This is a genomic window from Pandoraea captiosa (genome assembly GCF_902459775.1).
Classification (GTDB): Bacteria; Pseudomonadota; Gammaproteobacteria; order Burkholderiales; family Burkholderiaceae; genus Pandoraea; species Pandoraea captiosa.
The window spans coordinates 364,778-384,238 of record NZ_CABPSQ010000004.1 but is presented as its reverse complement, the minus strand read 5'-3'; the positions used below and the strand labels follow the sequence as shown (position 1 = coordinate 384,238).

Sequence of the window (19,461 nt, the reverse complement as noted above, 5' to 3'; positions counted from 1 at the left end):
TCGCTTCTTCACTTCCGTTCCCCTTCGTTGGAACGGACTCTACACCGTCTGCGGACTATTCAGGGGGAGCAGGTCAACATCCCTCAAAGGAATGTCGGATTTCGTTGTTGCAATTTGTTTCGAACGCATGCATCCGCCGCATTGGACCGGCGAGGCATCGTGGTGAAGCCGTGTCCGGTGCAGTGATCTATTCAACAGAATTGTACGTAACCGAGTATTGCTGACGCCATGAGCTCCTCGATAGACGCGGAATCCGAATTGAAGTCGCTCGAAAACGCGATGCGTGACTTCATACAACTGATATTGGAGCGAAAGCACGGCGCTAACTGGATGGGTGCGCTTAAGGTTACACCCGCAAGAATTGAAGCATGGAAAGAACGTCGAACGATCGAGCAAGCTCGATTGGGCGGGAAAGCACTCGATGAACGTCTGCTTTACTATGCCGATTTTTACGATATCCGCTCTATTTTAAGAAAACACTGGGACGAAGGCTTTGCGGCAGCATTCGGTGATCTTAGGACCACTGAAGTTTTTTTGGAGCAAATGGAGAAGTTGCGAGATCCGAACGCTCATCGCCGAGAACTTACTAGCCACCAGAAGTGGCTAATCGCAGGGATCTCTGGGGAGCTGAGAACGAGGATAGTGCTGCACAGGGGCAAAGGAGAGAATGTGGACGACTATTTCCCGCTAATTGAACTTGCGCGTGACAACCTTGGTAACTTTGCGCCGCTTCCGAATGGCTTGAAGTTTATTGAGATAAAGAACGTTTTGCGTGTCGGTGACAGCGTTGAATTCCAGATAATAGCTACCGATCCATATGGAGCCGATCTCAAATACTCCATTCACAGGCCAGGACAACCATATGACTGGTCGCACGAAAACAACAAAACGATTACATTCGACAAAGCAGACATCGGTAAGACGTGCGACATCCAAATGATGGTAAAGAGTACCAGAGGCTATACCGCATTTCACGGGCACGACGACCTCGTGCAATTTAGGTACACGGTACTTCCTGCTGTCGGTTGACACGGCAATCGCGCACCCTCTTCGGGTTGCCTAACCAGCAGAACGAACCCGCACAGTCATCGGCAGTGCGGTTTTTTTCATTTGAACCAATCCGTTGATTCGTAGGGCGCACCGAACTTAGGTGGCATCCTTGGGCGCGGGCGCCGCTGCCATCGCTCGCGCAACGGTCAACGTGACGAACGACCGCGCCTCGTCGATCGAGCGTACGCGCCGGCAGTCATCCTAATCGTCAGGCCGCAAGCTGATCCCTGGCCACTTCTGTCCCCCCCCAACTCATCCTCAGCGGGGCACCAGAGCTATGACGCATGGAATCACAATCCAGTCATCAAAGTCTGATTTTCTATTAATATCCAGATGGTTAGGTAGCCCGATTTGTCAACCATGATGCCACTTTCGCCCACGGTAGCATAAGGCTTTCCGGGTGGCCGTTGACAGAAAACAGCATCGATTTCGTACCTGCACAGGAACACATGCGTCGAAAAAAACGACCGTAACGCCGACTGCGCAGTTAGTATATCCGGGCTCTCTCCCGAGGAGCTTTGGAGAATTGAAGCATTACGCCGCTCTAACCGGTTTTAGAGTTTCCAAACATGACTTTGAGCAACTACAAGAATGAATGTTAGCCCTACAGTCCGTGTTTTCGCCCCTGAATACTGGGGTGAAGTCGGAAAATTCAAGCAGTTCTACGCCACAACGCATGACTTTAGCTCCGATATCAAAAAAGCCGTCTCTGGAATAGGTGGACATTACGACAAGGCACTCAAGCTTCACGGCCTTGCGGTGAAGCTTGCTCCGAGCATGAACATCGACAATTCCGAACTGAAAGAAAAGGGCTATACATCCGCCACCAACTCGCAAGAGGTATCAGCCGTCATTGAAGAAGTCTTCACCGAGCTTTATTCATCAATCGATTGCGCGAGCAAGATCATATCGACTGTTTACAGGCGATGTAGGCATATGCCCGGCGGATCAACTCGGAGGCTTTTCGCGCGAGCCGCCGCTGGGCAAATCGGTGACTTCCCCGCCGAACTGAAAGTCGCCTTCGAGAAGGCTACATGGTATGACGAGCTTAGAATGCTCCGCGACGAACTTACTCATTCAGACGTCGGGGCGTGCCGACTAACGGAGGAGGGAAAAACCACTTATATGCACCGCGGGGTTAGGCACGCCAACAAAACCTTGGAAATACCCGATGTTTTTGCAAAACTTATTGAGCTGTTCAACGGGGTAAACGTGTTCCTTGGAGCTATATTCCACCACCTGAACCAAGGACTGAGTGCTGAACCGATTGATGTGTTTTGCGGATTCTTTCGTGGCCGAGGGTACGGACGAAAGCTGACTATCGCTGCGCATATCGACTTCAACAGCGGGGTCTGTCAGTCTCGGCAATGGTTCGATCATGAGCCCGATTTCCGTTGTCCCTACGCGTCGGATTGCGGCGCATATGCTCGGGCTTCGGAGACACCAATCGCCCAACAATAATTCATAAATCCGCTCGCGTTTTTCTGCATAGCAGCGTAGCACCCAATCAGGCCCTTACGTGCACCTGGCTCGTATATTCTTGGCAGCGAATAGGGCAGCTATGCAGATTTCGGCGCTGGCGCCGCGTTCATTGATCGAGCAACAGGCAACACTACAAACGACCGCGCCTCATCAGTCGATCGCGACGCCAGCCAGTCGTCGTAATCGTCTGTCCGGACGATGATCACCGACCGCTTCTCGCTTCCCGGCTTGTGGAAGCGCTTCATCAGCGGGTGATGGTCCGCGTTCAGCGTCAGCATCGTGAATGACAGCCGCGTGCCGCCCTCGCCTTCCCACTCCCGCCATAGCCCCGCAATCGCGAACGGGCTTCCGTCGGCCATGCCGGTGGACCAGCGTACGGCCTTCCCTGTCTCGTAGTCCGGTTCGTAAAACACCTGCGTCGGGATCAGGCAAAGTTGCTGCTTCTTCCAGGCGCCGCTGAAACTACGCTTCTCCCCTACTGTCTCCGCTCGCGCATTCATCGTGTCGAACAGTTTCACGGCTGGCGGGATCTTCTCGCGCGGCACCATCCCGAACGACGCCAAGTCAGAGTGCGGCCCGTCGCCGTCGCGGCGAATGATCGGGGCGAAATAGTCCTTGTAGACCTCGTCCCGCCATTCACCGATCGGCGCCGGCGTGCCGTAATACTCGCTGAATAGCTGCTTGTCTGGAACGCGGTAGTTGGTGCACATATTGCAATTCCTGGAACGCGGACTCTTTTACATCTTCGTGGCTTCCCACTGGCACACACCTGCTGTAGCCGTCTGCGTATATGTACCCGAAATTCTGCCCGCCCCAATCACTCGCCCTTCCATTTGAATTTGGTTTCCGAGCCAGTTGCTTGCCTGAATTGTTACAACACTCCCTTCAATGCGACCGGAATTGATTTTGGCGTTGGAAAGGTTGCCGCTAATTGATGCGTCACCGGGATTTGCCTGCGTGATCGTCATGGTGCTTGTACCCGTACCATAACTACACGTCTGAACAGAGTTCCAGGTACCGCTTAAATCAATTTTCTGCGGCTGTTGGTCAGCCGAGGCTGCTCGCCCCGAATTATCAGTTGGGTCGCCCGCCCGCTTACATACCTGACATGAGACCGAGGACAGATTTGCTCGCGTGATCGGCTTCTGCCCGAACACCCTGTCTTCGCCGCGATTTCCCTGACTTAGTATTGTGAAATACGGCGTCCCGTCAACGTAGTAATCGACCTTCGAGCAGATGGGAGCACTGGACGTGAATTTCAGGTCTGCGCCATAGCTGCCTTTTGTCGATTCAGTGGGAATGACGCTCACAGATACGGCACATGTGCCAACGATTTGCTGGCAATCGCAATTGTTGCCTTGTCCAAAGGCAATCGTGGTCACAAACAGTAGGCACGCTCCGATCAATCCTCGCATTCGACTTCCCCGTTTGTGTTTTCGCAGATTCTACGACGCGGGCACAGGCTTACACATCATCAAAGTGACGGATACATATACTGTTTTTTTGCACAGTATTTGTGCTAGTTTACCTCCCTCACCAGCACCGCGAGATAGGCCGCCGCGCAAGATCCGGTTGACGAATCTGTACTTGTCACCAAACAACTGCCAATCGGTACGCGAGAGCGCGTGTACACGTGAGGGTGTTCATTGTGCGACAAATCGGCATGCCGTCTCGGCCGCAGAGGTAGCGGTCGTCCCTACAAGTTGCTCCAACGCCACCTCGTAGCGGTACTGCGATACGCCGTCGATCTGGACCGTTTGGCTGCACTCCCCCTGCCAAGCGCCTTGGTACATCCGAACATTTTTGAACGTGTGCGAACCAGGGGAAAGATTCACGGAAACACTTTGACCGTTTCCAAGAACTCCAACAGCAGAGCCATCAACGAGGACCTGATTCGAAACCGCCGACCCTCGCTCTCCCGAAGGACGGAACATCGTGACTTGGGACCCGCCTGACGTAGGCTTAGACCCGGTAGTCGACTTGTCCACATTTCCATCCACTCGGCGACACACACGGCAACTAATTTCGCTGATGGTTGAGCGAGTGATCGGCTTCTGTCCGAAAACCCTGTCCTCGCCCCGGTTTCCTTGGCTCAGAATTGTGAAATATGGCGTCCCGTCAACGTAGTAGTCGACCTTAGAGCAGACGGGGGCACTGGACGTGAATTTTAGATCCGCCCCATAACTTCCTTTCGTCGATTCGGTAGGAATGAGGCTCACTGACACAGCACATGTGTCGACGATCTGTTGGCAGTCACAGGTGTTGCCCTGTCCGAAAGCAATCGTGGACATCGTGAAGAGGCAGGCCCCGACCAATCCTCGCATTCGTCCTCCCGTTTGTGTTTTCGCAGATTCTACGACGCGGGCACAGGCTTACACATCATTAAAGTGACGGATACAAATACTGTATTTTTGTACAGTATTTGTGCTAGTTTACCTCCCTCACCAGCACCACGAGGGAGGCCGCCATGCGAGATCCACACACTACAGGTCGGCTGGCCCGACTGGCTTCCGCAGTTCATCGCGGCGCCCATACACCGTGTCGACGGCGAGGTAGTCGACATAACAGCAGCGCCCCGTGCTACTCCCAGTCTAGCCGGCGCATGGGGCGCTTTGCCTCTTTCGCCTCGATTACACCAAGAAAGATGGCGTGTTGCCGTACGTAGGCAATCTGTTGCAGACGGTCTGAGTGCCCAGCACTTGGAGAGTAGAAACTCCCTGCCCGCCACCGACCTGAGCCATCTCGCCCTCGGTCAGCTCAGCGACGGTGTTCTGGTCAACTTCCGTCGAGTCGCCGGGTTTCCCCGGTTGAAGTTCCCATTCTTACCCCTATTTGTCTATCGGCTTTCCGTGGCGTAGCACGGGGCCGCCGCCGACATGGTCCCGAGTCGGCTTCGGCGCAATGGATTCACCCATTGCGTTTGAAAGCGTAGCGACCGAATGGACGTGCCGCATTGGACTTTAGTCCTATACGAGATATGTATCTGAGGCGGCTTTCTTCCGAGAGCCGCGCCATATACACGAGGAGGATTGAGATGGTGACGAACAAGTATGTGAAGCTCGACGGCCTTATCACCGGCGCGGTGCGCAACAGACCGTCAACTTTCAGCCAACTGCTGACAGGCGAAGTGCGCGACGAGTGCAACCGGTTGAACAACGAACATACCGGCCCCGAATGGTGACGTCCCGTCGCCGGCCGGTTTCTCGATCGGCGGCTTCAGGCTCTTCGCAAAGGCGGAGTCATTCGATTCGACGCCTTGCATGGCTGGGAATTTATCAAGCCCGACGCGAAGTGACCGGACACCTCCCCGGCGAGGGAACGCCCCCGATGACGCAGGCGTGACGGCCGCCAGAGTGCGGCGCTTTTAGGCGGCAGCGTCGAAGTTCAAACCGCGGAGTCGGAGGGTCTGGCGGAGCTGAGCCAGCCGACCTTCGGTATCAAGATGGGAAACGAAGTAACGGCCACGCTCGATCGCTTCCAGGCCCGACGGAAAAGCATATATCGGGGAAATCTCGTTCCTGACGCCGCCTTCCAGGTAGTAGCTGTACTGGTTGTCGCGGTCGGTGCCGGAGTAGATGCACGGCAAATCACTGAGCCACTGCTCAAGATCCTTTTGGGTCCGATGCAGCGACGGATAGAGCTTGCTGAGAGCGCTCGTGCGAAAGTTGATCACCCCAACGGTCCAAAGCAAATTATGGACGACTCGCGGCTTCGCTATCGACACGATCGGCGACTTCTCTGCGTCGATCGAGCCATCGGAGAGATATTGCAGGGGGCCAAGTGGGCGGAAGTACAACTGAACATGCGTTGCGTTGTGCACCTCCTCCGGCGGTTCAGGCAGGTCTCTGAACCACTGGAGCACCTCCATTTCGCCCGCTGGATCAGTGATAAAGCGGAATGATTTTCCCATGCCACGTGCCCCGGAAATTTTTGTCGGATTCTATCAGGCCCTTCGTGAGCATTTCGACGAGCAGCGTCAGCGCCGGGGAGCAGCGAGCCACGATACGTGCGGCCGGGTAACGATGCTTTGTCGGGGGAACAGTGCCGGCCCCTCGCTTTACAAACCAAAGGCTGTATTTGCGAAATACAAACCCTGATCTGTACGCACCTTCAAGCGAGCAGATCCGACGGCGGCGCGGCGTCGTCATAAAGCCCGTATCTCACTTCCCCGATCTGATCAGGATCTCGGGTCTGCTCTCTTGAGGAATGCTGTGAAACCTAGAATTAGAACAACCCACCTAATCCGAGTCGACTTGCTACCTTCCTTAAATCATTGTTCTTCCCGAGACCATGAGTCAAATCATGGTTGATCGTTCGCACAGCCTTCACAATCTCGTTGTTCGCGCCCGGCCCGTTCTTTATGTCGCCAACCATGTTGTTCCAGGCCTGGACGGGAAAGCTATTCGGTCCCAGAACGTTTTGAACAGATACGCCAAGCGAGCGCAGGCCCTGCACAATCGTGTTGTTATCGCCGAAGCATCCGTTACCACCGACGCCAACGGTAAAGCACTTGTCCAACTCATTCATCGTCAGTTGACCAGCGGTACACGCCGCGAACGCCTGAGGCTCACCGCCTGTCGACATTGCGCATTGGACGGCAACTGTGGCTTCCGCATTCATGTTGAACTGCGTCCCTGCAGCACAACCGGCAGCGGTCCAAGCCGATAATTGACCGGTTTTTGAATGCTGGCTGACGCAATCAATCGTTGCGGCGGTTTTTGGATCAAAATTCTGCGTTGCCATGCACAACGGATACTTGCTTACATCCCCACCATACTGTTGATAGCATGCCGTCGCTTGCTGCAGCGCTTTCCGCTCGTTCCCGCCCAACACAGTGTTTGCCAAGCATGTCGAGAGCAGCAGATTGTTTCCACGATTCTGCATCGCACATGCGTAAGCATCCTTTTGTGTCGGGGAAAGCATTTGGGGAATCATGCACGCCACAAACTGCTCACGATTCTGAGTAGTGCTCATGCATCGCTGCGCGTCTGCTGGCGTCGCTATTCCCGGCGGAGAGAAACCCAGTGAATTGTTCGCTACGCCCACCGGAACAGCGATTAGACCAGTCGGATTCGGTTGATAGATCACCCCCTGAGTGGCCGCCATATTTGCATTAAAAGTAGGCGCTACCGGCCGTGATGGCATAGACGCGAATGCACATCGGCCGATGACCTGCGGGCCGGGAAGATACGCAGATATCTGAATCAGATCGAGGTTCCATGCTACAAAGAACGCGTCTATCGTCGGGTTTGCTGCGGGCATTCTAAGGAACGTCTGCCCGGATGGGTCGCGTGCAGCGATACCGTTATTCCCGGGGAAACCCAGTTGATACGCATACAAATTCTGGTCGATTGCGAATGATTGCATGCGAACCATGTCGTCGCAACGCCCCCAAGGCGCAGGTTGGGCGCCTACCGGCATTCCAGGCGTACCTATCGGATACTGGGCCATAGCGATACCGGCCCAGAGAAGTAACGCGCTATTAAGCAGACCTTTAAAAATAGTTCGCAACATATTCGCCCCCCGTTTAGATTTTTGCGGATTATGTCGCAAAATAAATAAAAAACAATCATTCGGATGAATGATTCTTTGGCTTCCAAAAAATCTCATGCCGAAATCGATATTGGGTTCTCCAGAACGAACTTCGCTTAACCCAGTACACAGAGCCTACGTCCCTCTTCACGAATAGCGACACCGCTACGACGGCGGCAATGCTTGCCCTCCTTGCAGGCGCCCCTTTCTCAGTTGACTTCTCAGGGAGTTCTCTATGAAACACTTCATCGTGACGGTCTACACGGCCGGTGGCCGCTATCGCGGCAATGGAATCGCTCGCTCGTGGTTCGAGCTCGAAAACGCCGTCGCCGATCAGTTTGGTACCGAGGCGCGCTGCATCATCGTGAGGCCCGCGCATGCTTGATCGACTTGTTGTCGCGACCGTCAACGGCGCTGACCGTTGGATTCGTCGGCACAGGGCAGCAGCATGGGCGATCTGGGGCTTGCTGTTGGTCTCCTGCCTCTATGTGAGGTGGACGTTTCCAGCATGAGCAATGCCCCGAACAGGGCTGCGGCGAAGCGACTTTGGGAAAAGCTGCGGCCACTGGTCAACAAGCAGCACTCATGCTCAGCGCGGCCAGCCCTCCCCGGCACTGCGCGGTTTCACGAAGAAGCCGAGACGAAGCAAGCGATTCCCGAAGCGCTCGCCGCTCAGCCCCATGTCGTAATCGCCGCCCTCGCCTTCTACATCAAGACCGACGCTCAGCGGCGCACCGACGTCGAACAGAACGCCGCTCGCTGGGAGCACATGGAAACCCACTACCCATACGGCGGACACCCTTCAAAGGGATTCCGAGAACACATCCGTACCGCCGTCGACCGCGAACGAGGAATGAAATGACCGCCGTACCGTCCTTCAAACAGAAGATCCTCGACAAGGAAATCCGCCGCGCGGACGCGATGAAGATCCGCTACGAGGATATCCACGTCGAACCCGGCTTCAATCTGCGCGCCTCGCTCGATCTTCTCGAAGGCGACGCGCTCAAAGCGGCCCAGGAGGATGACGAAAGCCTGTTCCGTCACATCATGGCGGGCGGCCAGTATCCGGCGCTCGAAGTTCGCCCGCGCGCCGAGGGTGGCGTCTGGTTGGTCGACGGGCACCGCCGCCATGCCGCTATCGGCCGCGCCGACGCTGAGGGCGCACCGCTTCGCGACAAGGTTGGCGAGTTGATGGTGCGTATCGACGCTTTCGAAGGCAACGACGCCGACCGAACGCTACGGATCCTTTCGAGCAACAAGAAGCGAGACCTGCATCCTCTGGAGAAGGCATTCGGCTACCAGCGCTTGGCCCGCTTCGGGTGGAATAACACACGCATCGCAGAAGGCGACCACGTTTCACCGCAGTGGGTTGGCAAGATGCTTGTGCTGGCGAGCGCGAACTCCGATGTTCACCGCCTCGTGTTCGCCGGGAAAGCCTCCGCGTCGGTTGCAGCGGATGCCGTCCGCCAACACGGCGAAGACGCGGGCGCATTCCTAAGTGGCGAACTGCAAAAGGCCGCTGCCGGCGGGAAGAAGAAGGTTACGGCCGGATCCATCAAGGGCCGCTCGTATCCGCACAAGATCGTTAGCGCGTACGTCGAGCGCGTTGGATCGTCTGTTTCGCATCTCCCTGAAGCGCAGCGCCATGCCATTGCGAACAGCGAAACTGACTTTCAGGTGACAGTCAGCGCGAAGGCACTCCGCGACTTGCTTCGCGGTCATTCCGACATAGTTGGCATCGCATCTTGAATGTCACTTGAGCGGTACCAAATGCAACCACTTACCGAACCCGCCCTCCATAAATTCGGGACCATACGCAATTGAATGTGCAAGAACAACGAACCAGAAAACCATCAAGGCCAGCCCGACAGATATGGGCAGACGGCTCACCGACGGTTTCGTTAGGATCAATCGGGAAAATAGGTACTTAGCCCATTTGCCGTCGCGTTTCAGCTTTTCGAGCTGCAGGTCCTCCTTGACCCAGTCCATGATCCTGTCCTTTCGCATCACTAAAGGATCGCGCTCGCGAGCCTTATTCAGATTCAGAGCGTTTAGTGCTGCCTCTTCCGTGTCCGTCAGGAACGCCGTGTCAGAAGTGAAAAATTGGAAGACGTGATCATGATCCCGGAGGTCGTGGAGCAGCCATAACTCAAGCGTTCGCGTCGCTCTCTCCCACCTCATCTGCCAGAACTTTGCACCTGCGGCCATCTGCGCCTGCATCAACGCCACTGCTATGCCAAGACAGCATGCTGCAAAGTTGACCACTGGGGCAGCCTGGCCGCCCGACTGAATCAACCCGGCAATCATAACCCCCTGAAAAATCATGAAAAAGTTGTTCCGCTGAGTCAGTTGCGAAATCTCAAATTCACGCTGTTTAAGCGTCAGCGCAAATGCCTCATTGATATCCCCCATCGGACTCATTTCGGAGGACCGAATAGCCTTCCGTGCGTTTGAAAAACCCCGTCCGCGCTTAAATCGATTCATTTTTTATTCTCCATGGACATGCGCTCGACCAATCCTAGCATGAGCCCCTACGAACCCCGCCCTGAAGGGCTGAATACCCAGCCAGCGCCGCCGTCTGTGGTGGAGACGCTCCGCACGCCAGACCTCAATGCCGTACCGTTTGATGCGAGCCAGTGGCAGCCGATTGAGAGGGCACCCAAGGATTGCCGCACGCTGCTGCTCGGCTGTCCGAACTCCCACGGAAATTGGCGCACCGTTCGCGGCCAGTGGATGTCCATCGAGTACATCGCCCGCTACTGGGAAGAACCCGACGGCGTTGATGCCGGCTGGTTCGAAACGTGCGAGGAGATCGAAGAATGCTGGCGCATCACGCCGACTCACTGGATGCCGCTTCCTCCTGCACCTGGAACCGCCGCCACGCCGGCCGCACAGAGCGCAGGGCGAAAGGCGGTGCGGTACTTTGTGTACGACAACGAAGGCGGTTACGAGGAATACGGCACAGACGCCGAGCGCGCTGCCGCGCACAAGTCTGCCATCAGTGGCTATCTCGATGACGGCTGGAGCGAAGAGGTCGACAGCGTGGTTTCCGGGATCGTCACCCACAAGACGGTCAAGTGCAACGTCGAGCAACGCCCGAAATCTTGCGTCGAGCACCCCGAGCATGACGGGGATAACTGCGACGCATGCGATGCGTGGAACGAATGGCCGAACCATGAGTTCGACTATACGTGCAGATATGAACCTGAAGCACTCTACGCTGTGCTCGCGAACGCCGAAGATGGCGGCGCGAATCTCTACTACGTCCAAGACACTCGATCGTTCGTGGGCAACTGCCCTACGTGGTGGGGTAAGGACTTTCGCGGCTATGTGACTCGGATTGACGAGGCGGGCAAGTACACCCACGAAGAAGCCGAACGCATCTGCAAGCGCGATACCGACAAGATGTGGCCGTGCAGCATGATCGACCCGCTGCGTCGACCGACTATCGACTTCCAGCATTTGCCACCCGACGACGAACGTATCGCCGCAATCGCCGCCATCGCCGCCAAGTCGACGAAGCGGGCGGCTACAAGCACCCTTCGAGAGTAGCGTAGTGCTTTCGGATTACGCCGGTTTGCGTCATAACGTTCGATCTCAGCACTGCCGTGCAACGAGCAAACTGCTCCTGGTACCCCGTCAAGTCATCGTCATCCAATAGCTCCCGAAGGTTATCAGCAAAATCTGGATGCTTGTCCGGCCCGTCGGTACTCTCTTTCACTGCCTTTTGTAGGAGCACCAGGTGTTCGCGAATCGCCAAAAACGCAACTACGCCCTCTCCAGACTGAATCTCATGAACTGGTGCCGCGTCAAAAGCAGAGATGATGCGATCCAATCTCCACGACGGAAACTTAGTGAATAGGGCGTCACGCGGGTCGCTCGTCCACATCAGGTTATGAACCTCGTTCACTCGTCGCATAGCCGCTTCGGCAATAGCGACAATAGCCGCCCGCCGATTTCTATCGGAGTGATCCATCTGCATCCGAGTCACGTAAACGGCCCCCAAGATCGCGGCAATTGACCCGACAGCCTGAACCCAACTGGAAAGGGATTTGCCTGCGTCCCCCATTTCGGCTTCCAGCTTCATGCCGAGGTAGACGGCGAGTATGAGAGTCGCTGCAACTATCAAGACAACACCCAACGCCTTCGCGAGATCCTTAAACGCGTCCATTCAATCCCCGAGTTTGCTTTTCTGGAATCCTAGCATGAGCCATGACGCCCCTCCACCGGCGCGCGAGCGCCCTATCCTTTTCAGCGCGCCGATGGTGCGCGCAATCCTCGACGGCTCGAAGACGCAGACGCGGCGAATGATGAAGCCGCAGACGGTCTACGGAGACGTGTGCGGCATCTTCCCGTCGTGGTATCTGCCTACCGGCCCAGACAGTGGAACGCTCTGGCCTAACGGCAAAGAGCAGATCCTTGCGATGTGCCCTTGCGGGCAACCCGGCGATCGCTTATGGGTGCGCGAGACATGGCGGCCGCAAGTGTCGCACTCGCGTGGCATCAACGCCTGTGACTACGACGATATCTGGGTCGACTACGTCGCGGGTGGCGACGGTCAGTTCCTCTCTGGCCACGACATTCCTGCGGGCTAGTACATGCCGCAATCCGCAATCAAGGGCAACAGCGTGCCGTCGCTTCACATGCCGCGCTGGGCTTCGCGCATAACTCTCGAAATCACCGGCGTCCGCGTCGAGCGACTGCAGGCCATCAGCTACGACGACGCCCGTGCTGAAGGGTGGGGCCCTATGGCCGATGACGGCAAGAACCCGAACCCGCTCGATCCGAAATCGTGGTTCCTCAACCTGTGGAGCCAGATCAACGGCCCTGGCTCGTGGAACGCCACCCCGTGGGTGTGGGTTGTTGAATTCAAGCGCATCGGCGACCTAACCCGACGACGTTAGTTTGCCGGGGCGTTAGCTCGTGCTTCCCATTCGTCCCAAAAGAAAATTTCGTTCTTCACGAATTCGATTGTTGCCTCAAATGCTTCCGCCTTACCCGCATAAACCGCGCTTGACGGCCCAATGCTCCTCCAAGCCCCTGTCCCGACGCGGCGAACTTGCGGTGAAATCCCAATGCCATGCGCTGACAAGCCCACTTCGATGTAGTGCACCTCGAATTGCTTCTCGTTGCACGTGAACGAATCTAGTTTCGGCATTTTCAGTCTCTTTGTATAGGAAACCTAACATGATAGCGCCGACTCGCCCCATCATGCGATACCACGGCGGCAAATGGCGTTTGGCCGACTGGATCATCGCCCAGTTTCCACAGCACAAGGTCTATGTCGAGCCGTTCGGTGGTGCCGCTTCGGTCCTCATGAAGAAGCCGCGCAGCCATGGCGAGGTCTACAACGATCTTGACGGTGACATGGTGAACGTCATGCGCGTTCTCAAGGACTCGACGACCCGTGAAGCGCTTGCCGAGGTACTCGCGTTCACGCCTTACGCCCGTGAAGAGTTCGACATCGCATGGGAAATTACAGATGAACCGGTCGAGCGCGCGCGGCGCACATTCATCCGCGCCGAAATGGGTTTCGGCTCCGCCGGGGCCACGAAGGGCACCACAGGCTTTCGCATCGACTCGAAGCGCAACTACGGAACGGCGATGCAGGTTTGGTCACAAGTCCCGGACGGGCTGCGCGCGTTTGGTCTGCGGTTGCAGGGCGTTCTCATCGAGAACCGGCCAGCGCTTCAGGTACTACGCGATCACGACACACCGCACACGCTTTTCTACGTGGATCCGCCTTACGTACACGGCACGCGGAAGATGGCGTCCGCCTGCTACCGCCACGAGATGGACGACAAGCAGCATGTCGCCTTGCTCGACGCTTTACTCGAGCTGGATCGCATGGTGATCCTGAGCGGCTATCCGCACCAAGCCTATGACGAACGGCTCGCTGGTTGGCGAAGAGTCGAATCCAAGGCTCAGATTGCGGCCAATCGCGGTTCCGGCGCGCGCACCGAGGTGCTTTGGCTTTCGCCGAACGTGCCACATGCCGACCTGCTTATGGAGGTGGCATGACCACCCATCGGGGCATGGCCGAAGCACTGACCGATTCAGCAGGCGACCAGCCGGTGATCGATCGCCGGCCTAACCTCTTCGCGAAGCGCACCTTGTATCTCGTCGAGCGACTCGGACTTCGCCAGCTTCATCTCGCGCGTGCCAAACGGCTCGATCAGCTCGACGCCATCAAACGGCGTGACCTTGATCGTCACGTCCCAAGTAGCAGCGCTATCGACGATCTCAATGTCGACGGTGCACTCGCGATACACGGAGTTGAGAGATGGCATGTGGGGGGGGCGACGTCCGAGAGTGGCCGAGCAACCATGATAGTACGAACGAAATACCGCGGGTCACCGCGAGAGATTGGGGAATCGGGATATGAACGACTACCTCTCCATGCAGGAGCTGGCCGACCTCATCGGCTGCAAGCCGAACCAGCGTTCGGCAATGATGAAGTGGCTCGACGCCAACCGCTGGCGGTACGTGGTCGACAGCCATGGGCAGCCGAAAGTGGCGCGCGCCTACCGCGACAAGAAAATGGGCATCACTGAGAACAACAGCAGCACTAACAAATATGACGCAACGCCGAACCTCCAAGCCTTCGCGTAAGAGCAGCCCCCCCTGTCACCGACGAGCCCACCGGTACCCCGCGCCTTTACAAGAGGTTCGGCGTCCGAAAGGTCACCTTCTGGTACAAATACCCGGACGGGCGCCGGGAAACAATCGCGAGCGCGCCGCGTGGTGACCGGGCAGAAATCGCGCGCGCCGCGGCGGTGAGTCAGCGCCGCGCGATGGACATCATTGCAGGGCAGATCATCGCTGATTCGGTTGGCGACATGATCGACCGCTTCCGCACCGAGATCGACCCCACTCATTACGCCGACCAGTCGAAGGCCGGTATCGCCGTGCGCAAAGGGACATATGAACGGCTCACGGCATTCTTCGGACGCATGCAGCCCGCAGCGTTGGAGCCAGTCCACGGCTATCAGTATCTCGACGCACGAGCAAGGTCCGGCGCCCCTAAGGGGGCGAACAAGGAAATGGCCCTCATGTCGACGATCTGCAACTACGGGATTCGCTGGGGGCTGATCCGCGTCCACCCGTTCCGTAACCTCATGTTGAACAAAGCCGACACCGTCGTCCGCGACGTCGTGCGCAGCCAGGTGATTCGTTTCTACCTGTGGTCGGTAAAGCAGGAGCAGGCCTTTCGTACGATGGGTGTGGCCGGCATGTTCACGTACTTGACCGGCTTCCGCGCCGCAGAGGTGCGCCCGTATCACATGTCAGGGCTGAGCGACGACGGCGTGATGGTCGTCAGCGCGAAGCGGAAGATGGGCGAATCGGAAACTCGCAAATTGAGGAAATGGTCCCCACGCCTTCGCGTGGTTGTCGAGCGCGCGAAGCGCGGACGAAAAGTCGCGAGCGTGTTTCTGTTCCCGAATCGCAGGGGACGGCCGTACACGAAGAGCGGCTGGAACTCGGTTTGGCAGGACGCGATGTACACGTACATCGGCGAGAAGGACGCCGCGATCGCCGAAGAATTCGAGGCGAAGAAGGCGCGCGAGGCAGCTCAGCGAAGAGGCGAAGCTGTGGCCGACTTGGAACTTCAACTCACGAAGCATCCGGAGTACTTTTCGTTGCTCGACATCCGCCCCGCTGCCATCACCTCGAAGCTAGAACAGCGCGCTGCAGATGCGTACGATTTCGCCGCTCACACGAGCCCATCGACGACACATCGACACTACGATCGACGCAAGACAAAGGTCGCTGACGCTACAGAGTGAATTCCGAATTTGGGATTTTCGTTCCGAATTTCGCTTAGTGGAACGTAAGGTGCGCGTGTAACGCTTTGAACTACAAGGGAATTTTGGGGTGACCGATGGGACTCGAACCCACGACGACTGGAATCACAATCCAGGACTCTACCAACTGAGCTACGGCCACCGCCGTGATCAGCGCCTTGACTTGCTCGCTGAACAGAAACAAGATTATAGCGACGTTTTTATCGCGTTGCCAACACTTTTTTCACTTCTTCGAAATATTTCTTCTCTTCCGTGCGCGTTCGATGCGCAACATCGTCATCTCGCGCGGCGAACGCTCGGCGCCGGAGGCTGCCGTTTCGGCGTCGATGGCAAGCCGTCCGTGAAGACGGCGCCAATCAACGCGTCGCACGGACCTGATCATGCCGCAGCCATCGACGCCGCATCCTCATGCTCACTGAAAGCCCCAGCACGGAGTTGCGCCCGCGCTTCTTCGAATGCGCTTACGCCGGCCTTGAGGCGCTTCGGATCCGATAGCACGCGACGCCAACCGCGTGCGCCCGGCACGCCACGATACAGTCCGAGCGCGTGACGTGTGATCGCACCGAGATATTGACCGCGCTCGACCTGCGACGCCGCGTATTCGATCAGTGCGTCCTCAACCGCTTCACGAGACTTCACCGGCGCCGTGTCACCGTAAAAACGCGCGTCCACCTCCGCGAGCACATACGGATTGTGATATGCCTCGCGCCCCAGCATCACGCCGTCCACATGCTGAAGATGCAGTTCAACCTCATCGAGCGTCTTCACGCCACCGTTAATCAGAATCTCGAGGTGAGGGAATACTTGTTTGAGCCGATACGCGTAGTCGTATTTCAGCGGTGGAATCTCGCGATTTTCTTTCGGACTCAACCCTTTCAGGATCGCATTGCGCGCATGCACGATAAAGGTTGAACATCCGGCCTCAGCAATTTTGCCAACGAAGTCTTCCACGAACGAGAACGACTCGACGTCGTCGATACCAATGCGATGCTTGACCGTCACCGGCACCTGCACCACGTCGCGCATCGCCTTGACACAATCCGCTACCAAACCCGGCTCCGCCATCAGGCAAGCGCCGAACGCCCCCCGCTGCACACGCTCCGACGGACAACCGCAGTTGAGGTTGATCTCATCGTACCCCCACTGCTCGCCCAGTTTGGCCGCGCGCGCCAGGTCCTGCGGCTCACTGCCGCCCAGTTGCAACGCAACCGGATGCTCTACCGCATCGAAGTCGAGATGACGGGCAACATCGCCATGCAGCAGGGCGCCGGTCGTCACCATCTCGGTGTATAGCCAGGTATGACGTGAAAGCTGACGATGGAAGACCCGGCAATGGCGGTCCGTCCAATCCATCATCGGCGCCACACTGACGCGGCGGGCAGGCAAAGTCATGCAAATTCCTCAGATACTACAAACGCCGTCTCGCCAACGCATCCACAACCGGTCAGCACAGACCCGTTGGGCGATTAGAGACGGCGTCGTTTGATATACGAAACCCAAAGTATACGTCATGCCATCCTCGACCGCCGAAGCCGGGGGACCGAGACCACGGCTCGGCGCGCCCACAGGACGAGCACCCTCAGGACGAGCACCGGACAGTTTCTCAGCACGACATGTCGACGCGCCGGGAGTACACTCTCGGCTTGCGTCGATAACAAATTAACTAATACCGCCCAAGGAGATGCCCGCATGACACCGAAGGACCTCTTGCAGGCACTTATCGTGGTACTCGCCTGGGGCGTGAACTTCGTTGTCATCAAGGTCGGCCTGCACGGGGTGCCGCCCATGCTCCTGGGCGCACTGCGATTTCTGCTCGCCGCCTTCCCCGCCGTGTTCTTCGTCAAGCGCCCCCAAGTGCCACTGAAATGGCTCATCGCCTACGGCGCGACGATTTCGTTCGGACAATTCGCGCTGCTCTTTACCGCGATGTACGTGGGCATGCCCGCCGGACTGGCGTCGCTGGTGCTGCAAGCACAAGCCTTCTTCACGTTGGGGCTAGCCGTGATGTGCCTCGGCGAGCGCTTCCGCGCGCAAAACATCGTCGGTCTGTTGATCGCAGCGGCAGGTCTGACCGTCATTGGCATGCAGGGCGGCGGCGACATGACGCTGATCGGCTTCGTGCTGACGTTGTGCGCTTCGCTTAGCTGGGCGACGGGCAACATCGTCACGAAAAAGATCGGCAACGTCGATCTGGTCGGGCTCGTTGTCTGGGCCAGCCTGATTCCCCCAATTCCCTTTGCATTGCTGTCCTACTGGTTCGAAGGCCCGCAACAGATTGCCGCCTCGCTCTCGCACATCCCCGCATCCTCGGTCTTCGCGATTGCCTATCTCGCGTTCATCGCAACACTCGTTGGCTACTCGCTCTGGGGACGCTTGATGACACGCTACCCCGCCAGTCAGGTCGCGCCATTTTCATTGCTCGTGCCCATCATCGGTCTGGCATCCGCCGCCCTGCTGCTCGACGAACAACTCACTTCGGCGCAAATCGCCGGGGCCGCGCTCGTCATGGCAGGCCTCGTCATCAACGTTTTCGGCGCGCGCATCAAGCAACGTCTGCTGCCTTCGGCGCGTTAAACCGGCATGTGAGCCTGTATTTGAGCCTGCGTGCGGCCCTGCATTTAGGCCTGCATTTGGGCCTGCATTTGGGCCTGCATTTGGGCCTACAAATCCGACGCCGGAAGCATGGACCAGCGCAGCAGCGTCGCCACCGCTTTACCCCCAGTCTTGCGTCGCGATGAACGACGGACTAGTGCCGGTCTGACGCCGAAACATCGCAATGAAGGCGGACGGCGTGCTGTATCCCAAATCGTCCGCAATACGCTGCACCGGCTTCCCCTCTTCGATCTGCGACAACGCGATCACGAGTTTGAGTCGCTGCCGCCACTCGTTGAACGATATCCCCATGCTCGACTGAAAGCGCCGCGACACAGTGCGTTCGGTTGCGCCCAGACTTTCTGCCCAGTCGGCAAGCGAGCGCCGGTCGCTCGGGTGGCTTTGCAGCGCGTCCGTGATCGGCCGCACCAGCGGATCGTCCGACAAGGGCAAATAACTGTCGCGGCGCGGCGCCTTGCGCAGCTGATCCATCAGCACTCGTGCGAGACGCAAATCGTCTTCGCCCTGCGGCGTCATCACGTCACGAGACAGAAAGTCCGCAAAGATCGCACGGATCAACGGGCTGAGCGCCAACGTACACGCCGTCTCCGGCATGTCGCGACACCAGTCGCGATCGATGTAGATCGTGACGAACCTGACGCTCTGCCGATTGTGACAACGATGAGACGCCTGCGCCGGTATCCAGGTCGCGTAGTGCGGCGGCGAAAGAAAGTGCTTCCCCTCCACAATCACCTCCATCACCCCGGTCAGCGCAAACCCGACTTTTCCCCATGGCTGGCATCTTGGCTCGAACACCTGCCCGCCCTCGAAGGTCGCAGTCCGGAACGTCAAAGGCGCCGGGTCTGGCAACACACCGCTCAGCTGACTCCAGGCCGCTTGTCGGTCCTGTCCGGTTTGATCCATGTTTGTCTGAAAGTCGTTATATAACGAAAAAAAGATATTCGCTATTCTAGCCTCACTGTGCCATTTCGCATTTGAG

23 protein-coding genes and 1 tRNA gene are annotated in these 19,461 nt (G+C 57.4%); 13 read left to right on the top strand and 11 right to left on the bottom strand.

The window, feature by feature from the left end; genetic code table 11:
• Positions 1-258: 258 nt before the first annotated feature.
• Together PCA31118_RS15160 and PCA31118_RS15155 are read left to right on the top strand one after the other, a co-directional pair.
• Complete coding sequence (locus tag PCA31118_RS15160) at positions 259-1,029, top strand: Swt1 family HEPN domain-containing protein (RefSeq protein ID WP_150625965.1); 771 nt, start codon at positions 259-261, stop codon at positions 1,027-1,029.
• 612 nt (positions 1,030-1,641) lie between these two features.
• Entirely contained in the window at positions 1,642-2,511 is an 870-nt protein-coding gene (locus PCA31118_RS15155) for a hypothetical protein (RefSeq protein WP_150625964.1), read from the top strand.
• 98 nt (positions 2,512-2,609) lie between these two features.
• On the opposite strand, the gene PCA31118_RS15150 is transcribed toward PCA31118_RS15155, so the two are convergent.
• Together PCA31118_RS15150 and PCA31118_RS15145 are read right to left on the bottom strand one after the other, a co-directional pair.
• Positions 2,610-3,242 carry an SOS response-associated peptidase gene (locus tag PCA31118_RS15150; protein WP_150625963.1) on the bottom strand — a complete coding sequence of 211 codons (633 nt, stop codon included), beginning with the start codon at positions 3,240-3,242 and terminating at the stop codon, positions 2,610-2,612.
• 27 nt (positions 3,243-3,269) lie between these two features.
• On the bottom strand, positions 3,270-3,914 hold the full coding sequence (locus PCA31118_RS15145) for a hypothetical protein (RefSeq protein WP_150625962.1): 645 nt from the start codon (positions 3,912-3,914) through the stop codon (positions 3,270-3,272).
• 1,652 nt (positions 3,915-5,566) lie between these two features.
• On the opposite strand from PCA31118_RS15145, the gene PCA31118_RS27060 reads away from it, so the two are divergent.
• Positions 5,567-5,713, top strand: a complete 147-nt coding sequence (locus PCA31118_RS27060) for a hypothetical protein (RefSeq protein ID WP_174990482.1) — start codon at positions 5,567-5,569, stop codon at positions 5,711-5,713.
• Positions 5,714-5,896: 183 nt separating this feature from the next.
• On the opposite strand, the gene PCA31118_RS15140 is transcribed toward PCA31118_RS27060, so the two are convergent.
• The gene (locus tag PCA31118_RS15140; RefSeq protein ID WP_150625961.1) at positions 5,897-6,442 is read right to left on the bottom strand and encodes a hypothetical protein; all 546 of its coding nucleotides are present in this window, start codon (positions 6,440-6,442) and stop codon (positions 5,897-5,899) included.
• Between the two features lie 314 nt (positions 6,443-6,756).
• Entirely contained in the window at positions 6,757-8,142 is a 1,386-nt protein-coding gene (locus PCA31118_RS15135) for a hypothetical protein (protein WP_150625960.1), read from the bottom strand.
• Between the two features lie 157 nt (positions 8,143-8,299).
• On the opposite strand from PCA31118_RS15135, the gene PCA31118_RS27055 reads away from it, so the two are divergent.
• The 3 genes from PCA31118_RS27055 to PCA31118_RS15125 all read left to right on the top strand — a co-directional run bounded on the left by PCA31118_RS27055 (position 8,300) and on the right by PCA31118_RS15125 (position 9,813).
• Positions 8,300-8,449 carry a hypothetical protein gene (locus tag PCA31118_RS27055; protein ID WP_174990481.1) on the top strand — a complete coding sequence of 50 codons (150 nt, stop codon included), beginning with the start codon at positions 8,300-8,302 and terminating at the stop codon, positions 8,447-8,449.
• Between the two features lie 123 nt (positions 8,450-8,572).
• Positions 8,573-8,926: a hypothetical protein gene (locus tag PCA31118_RS15130; protein WP_150625959.1), complete on the top strand. Its 354-nt coding sequence runs from the start codon at positions 8,573-8,575 to the stop codon at positions 8,924-8,926.
• The gene (locus PCA31118_RS15125; protein ID WP_150625958.1) at positions 8,923-9,813 is read left to right on the top strand and encodes a ParB/RepB/Spo0J family partition protein; all 891 of its coding nucleotides are present in this window, start codon (positions 8,923-8,925) and stop codon (positions 9,811-9,813) included. The genes PCA31118_RS15130 and PCA31118_RS15125 overlap by 4 nt, the downstream gene beginning before the upstream one ends.
• A gap of 3 nt (positions 9,814-9,816) precedes the next feature.
• Here the strand turns inward: PCA31118_RS15125 and PCA31118_RS15120 are convergent, their stop codons facing one another.
• On the bottom strand, positions 9,817-10,548 hold the full coding sequence (locus tag PCA31118_RS15120) for a RipA family octameric membrane protein (protein WP_150625957.1): 732 nt from the start codon (positions 10,546-10,548) through the stop codon (positions 9,817-9,819).
• Positions 10,549-10,587: 39 nt separating this feature from the next.
• On the opposite strand from PCA31118_RS15120, the gene PCA31118_RS15115 reads away from it, so the two are divergent.
• Positions 10,588-11,616, top strand: a complete 1,029-nt coding sequence (locus PCA31118_RS15115; protein WP_150625956.1) for a hypothetical protein — start codon at positions 10,588-10,590, stop codon at positions 11,614-11,616.
• Here PCA31118_RS15115 and PCA31118_RS15110 read toward each other — a convergent pair.
• Positions 11,594-12,235, bottom strand: a complete 642-nt coding sequence (locus PCA31118_RS15110) for a hypothetical protein (protein ID WP_150625955.1) — start codon at positions 12,233-12,235, stop codon at positions 11,594-11,596. The genes PCA31118_RS15115 and PCA31118_RS15110 overlap by 23 nt on opposite strands.
• A gap of 34 nt (positions 12,236-12,269) precedes the next feature.
• Between PCA31118_RS15110 and PCA31118_RS27205 the strand changes: the two genes are divergently transcribed.
• Positions 12,270-12,659, top strand: coding sequence for a hypothetical protein (locus PCA31118_RS27205; protein ID WP_217431271.1), 390 nt, complete (start codon positions 12,270-12,272; stop codon positions 12,657-12,659).
• Between the two features lie 3 nt (positions 12,660-12,662).
• Positions 12,663-12,968 (top strand): ASCH domain-containing protein, encoded by a 306-nt coding sequence (locus tag PCA31118_RS27200; RefSeq protein ID WP_217431270.1) that lies wholly within the window; start codon positions 12,663-12,665, stop codon positions 12,966-12,968.
• Here the strand turns inward: PCA31118_RS27200 and PCA31118_RS15100 are convergent.
• A complete protein-coding gene (locus tag PCA31118_RS15100; RefSeq protein WP_150625954.1) occupies positions 12,965-13,222 on the bottom strand; it encodes a hypothetical protein in 258 nt (85 codons plus the stop codon). The two genes, PCA31118_RS27200 and PCA31118_RS15100, sit on opposite strands and share 4 nt — an antisense overlap.
• 53 nt (positions 13,223-13,275) lie before the next feature.
• Between PCA31118_RS15100 and PCA31118_RS15095 the strand changes: the two genes are divergently transcribed.
• The gene (locus tag PCA31118_RS15095; RefSeq protein ID WP_246190237.1) at positions 13,276-14,085 is read left to right on the top strand and encodes a DNA adenine methylase; all 810 of its coding nucleotides are present in this window, start codon (positions 13,276-13,278) and stop codon (positions 14,083-14,085) included.
• Between the two features lie 35 nt (positions 14,086-14,120).
• Here the strand turns inward: PCA31118_RS15095 and PCA31118_RS15090 are convergent, their stop codons facing one another.
• Positions 14,121-14,354 carry a hypothetical protein gene (locus PCA31118_RS15090; RefSeq protein WP_150625952.1) on the bottom strand — a complete coding sequence of 78 codons (234 nt, stop codon included), beginning with the start codon at positions 14,352-14,354 and terminating at the stop codon, positions 14,121-14,123.
• A 91-nt stretch (positions 14,355-14,445) separates the two neighbouring features.
• Between PCA31118_RS15090 and PCA31118_RS15085 the strand changes: the two genes are divergently transcribed.
• Both PCA31118_RS15085 and PCA31118_RS15080 read left to right on the top strand, forming a co-directional pair.
• Entirely contained in the window at positions 14,446-14,676 is a 231-nt protein-coding gene (locus PCA31118_RS15085) for a DUF4224 domain-containing protein (RefSeq protein ID WP_150625951.1), read from the top strand.
• A 182-nt stretch (positions 14,677-14,858) separates the two neighbouring features.
• Complete coding sequence (locus PCA31118_RS15080) at positions 14,859-15,851, top strand: site-specific integrase (protein ID WP_150625950.1); 993 nt, start codon at positions 14,859-14,861, stop codon at positions 15,849-15,851.
• An 84-nt stretch (positions 15,852-15,935) separates the two neighbouring features.
• Here the strand turns inward: PCA31118_RS15080 and PCA31118_RS15075 are convergent.
• A tRNA-His gene (locus PCA31118_RS15075) sits at positions 15,936-16,011 on the bottom strand.
• 236 nt (positions 16,012-16,247) lie between these two features.
• On the bottom strand, positions 16,248-17,261 hold the full coding sequence (dusA, locus tag PCA31118_RS15070; RefSeq protein WP_150625949.1) for a tRNA dihydrouridine(20/20a) synthase DusA: 1,014 nt from the start codon (positions 17,259-17,261) through the stop codon (positions 16,248-16,250).
• Positions 17,262-17,558: 297 nt separating this feature from the next.
• Between dusA and PCA31118_RS15065 the strand changes: the two genes are divergently transcribed.
• The gene (locus PCA31118_RS15065; RefSeq protein ID WP_150625948.1) at positions 17,559-18,443 is read left to right on the top strand and encodes an EamA family transporter; all 885 of its coding nucleotides are present in this window, start codon (positions 17,559-17,561) and stop codon (positions 18,441-18,443) included.
• Between the two features lie 138 nt (positions 18,444-18,581).
• Here PCA31118_RS15065 and PCA31118_RS15060 read toward each other — a convergent pair whose 3' ends face one another.
• Positions 18,582-19,385 (bottom strand): AraC family transcriptional regulator, encoded by an 804-nt coding sequence (locus PCA31118_RS15060; RefSeq protein ID WP_150625947.1) that lies wholly within the window; start codon positions 19,383-19,385, stop codon positions 18,582-18,584.
• Positions 19,386-19,461: the final 76 nt, after the last annotated feature.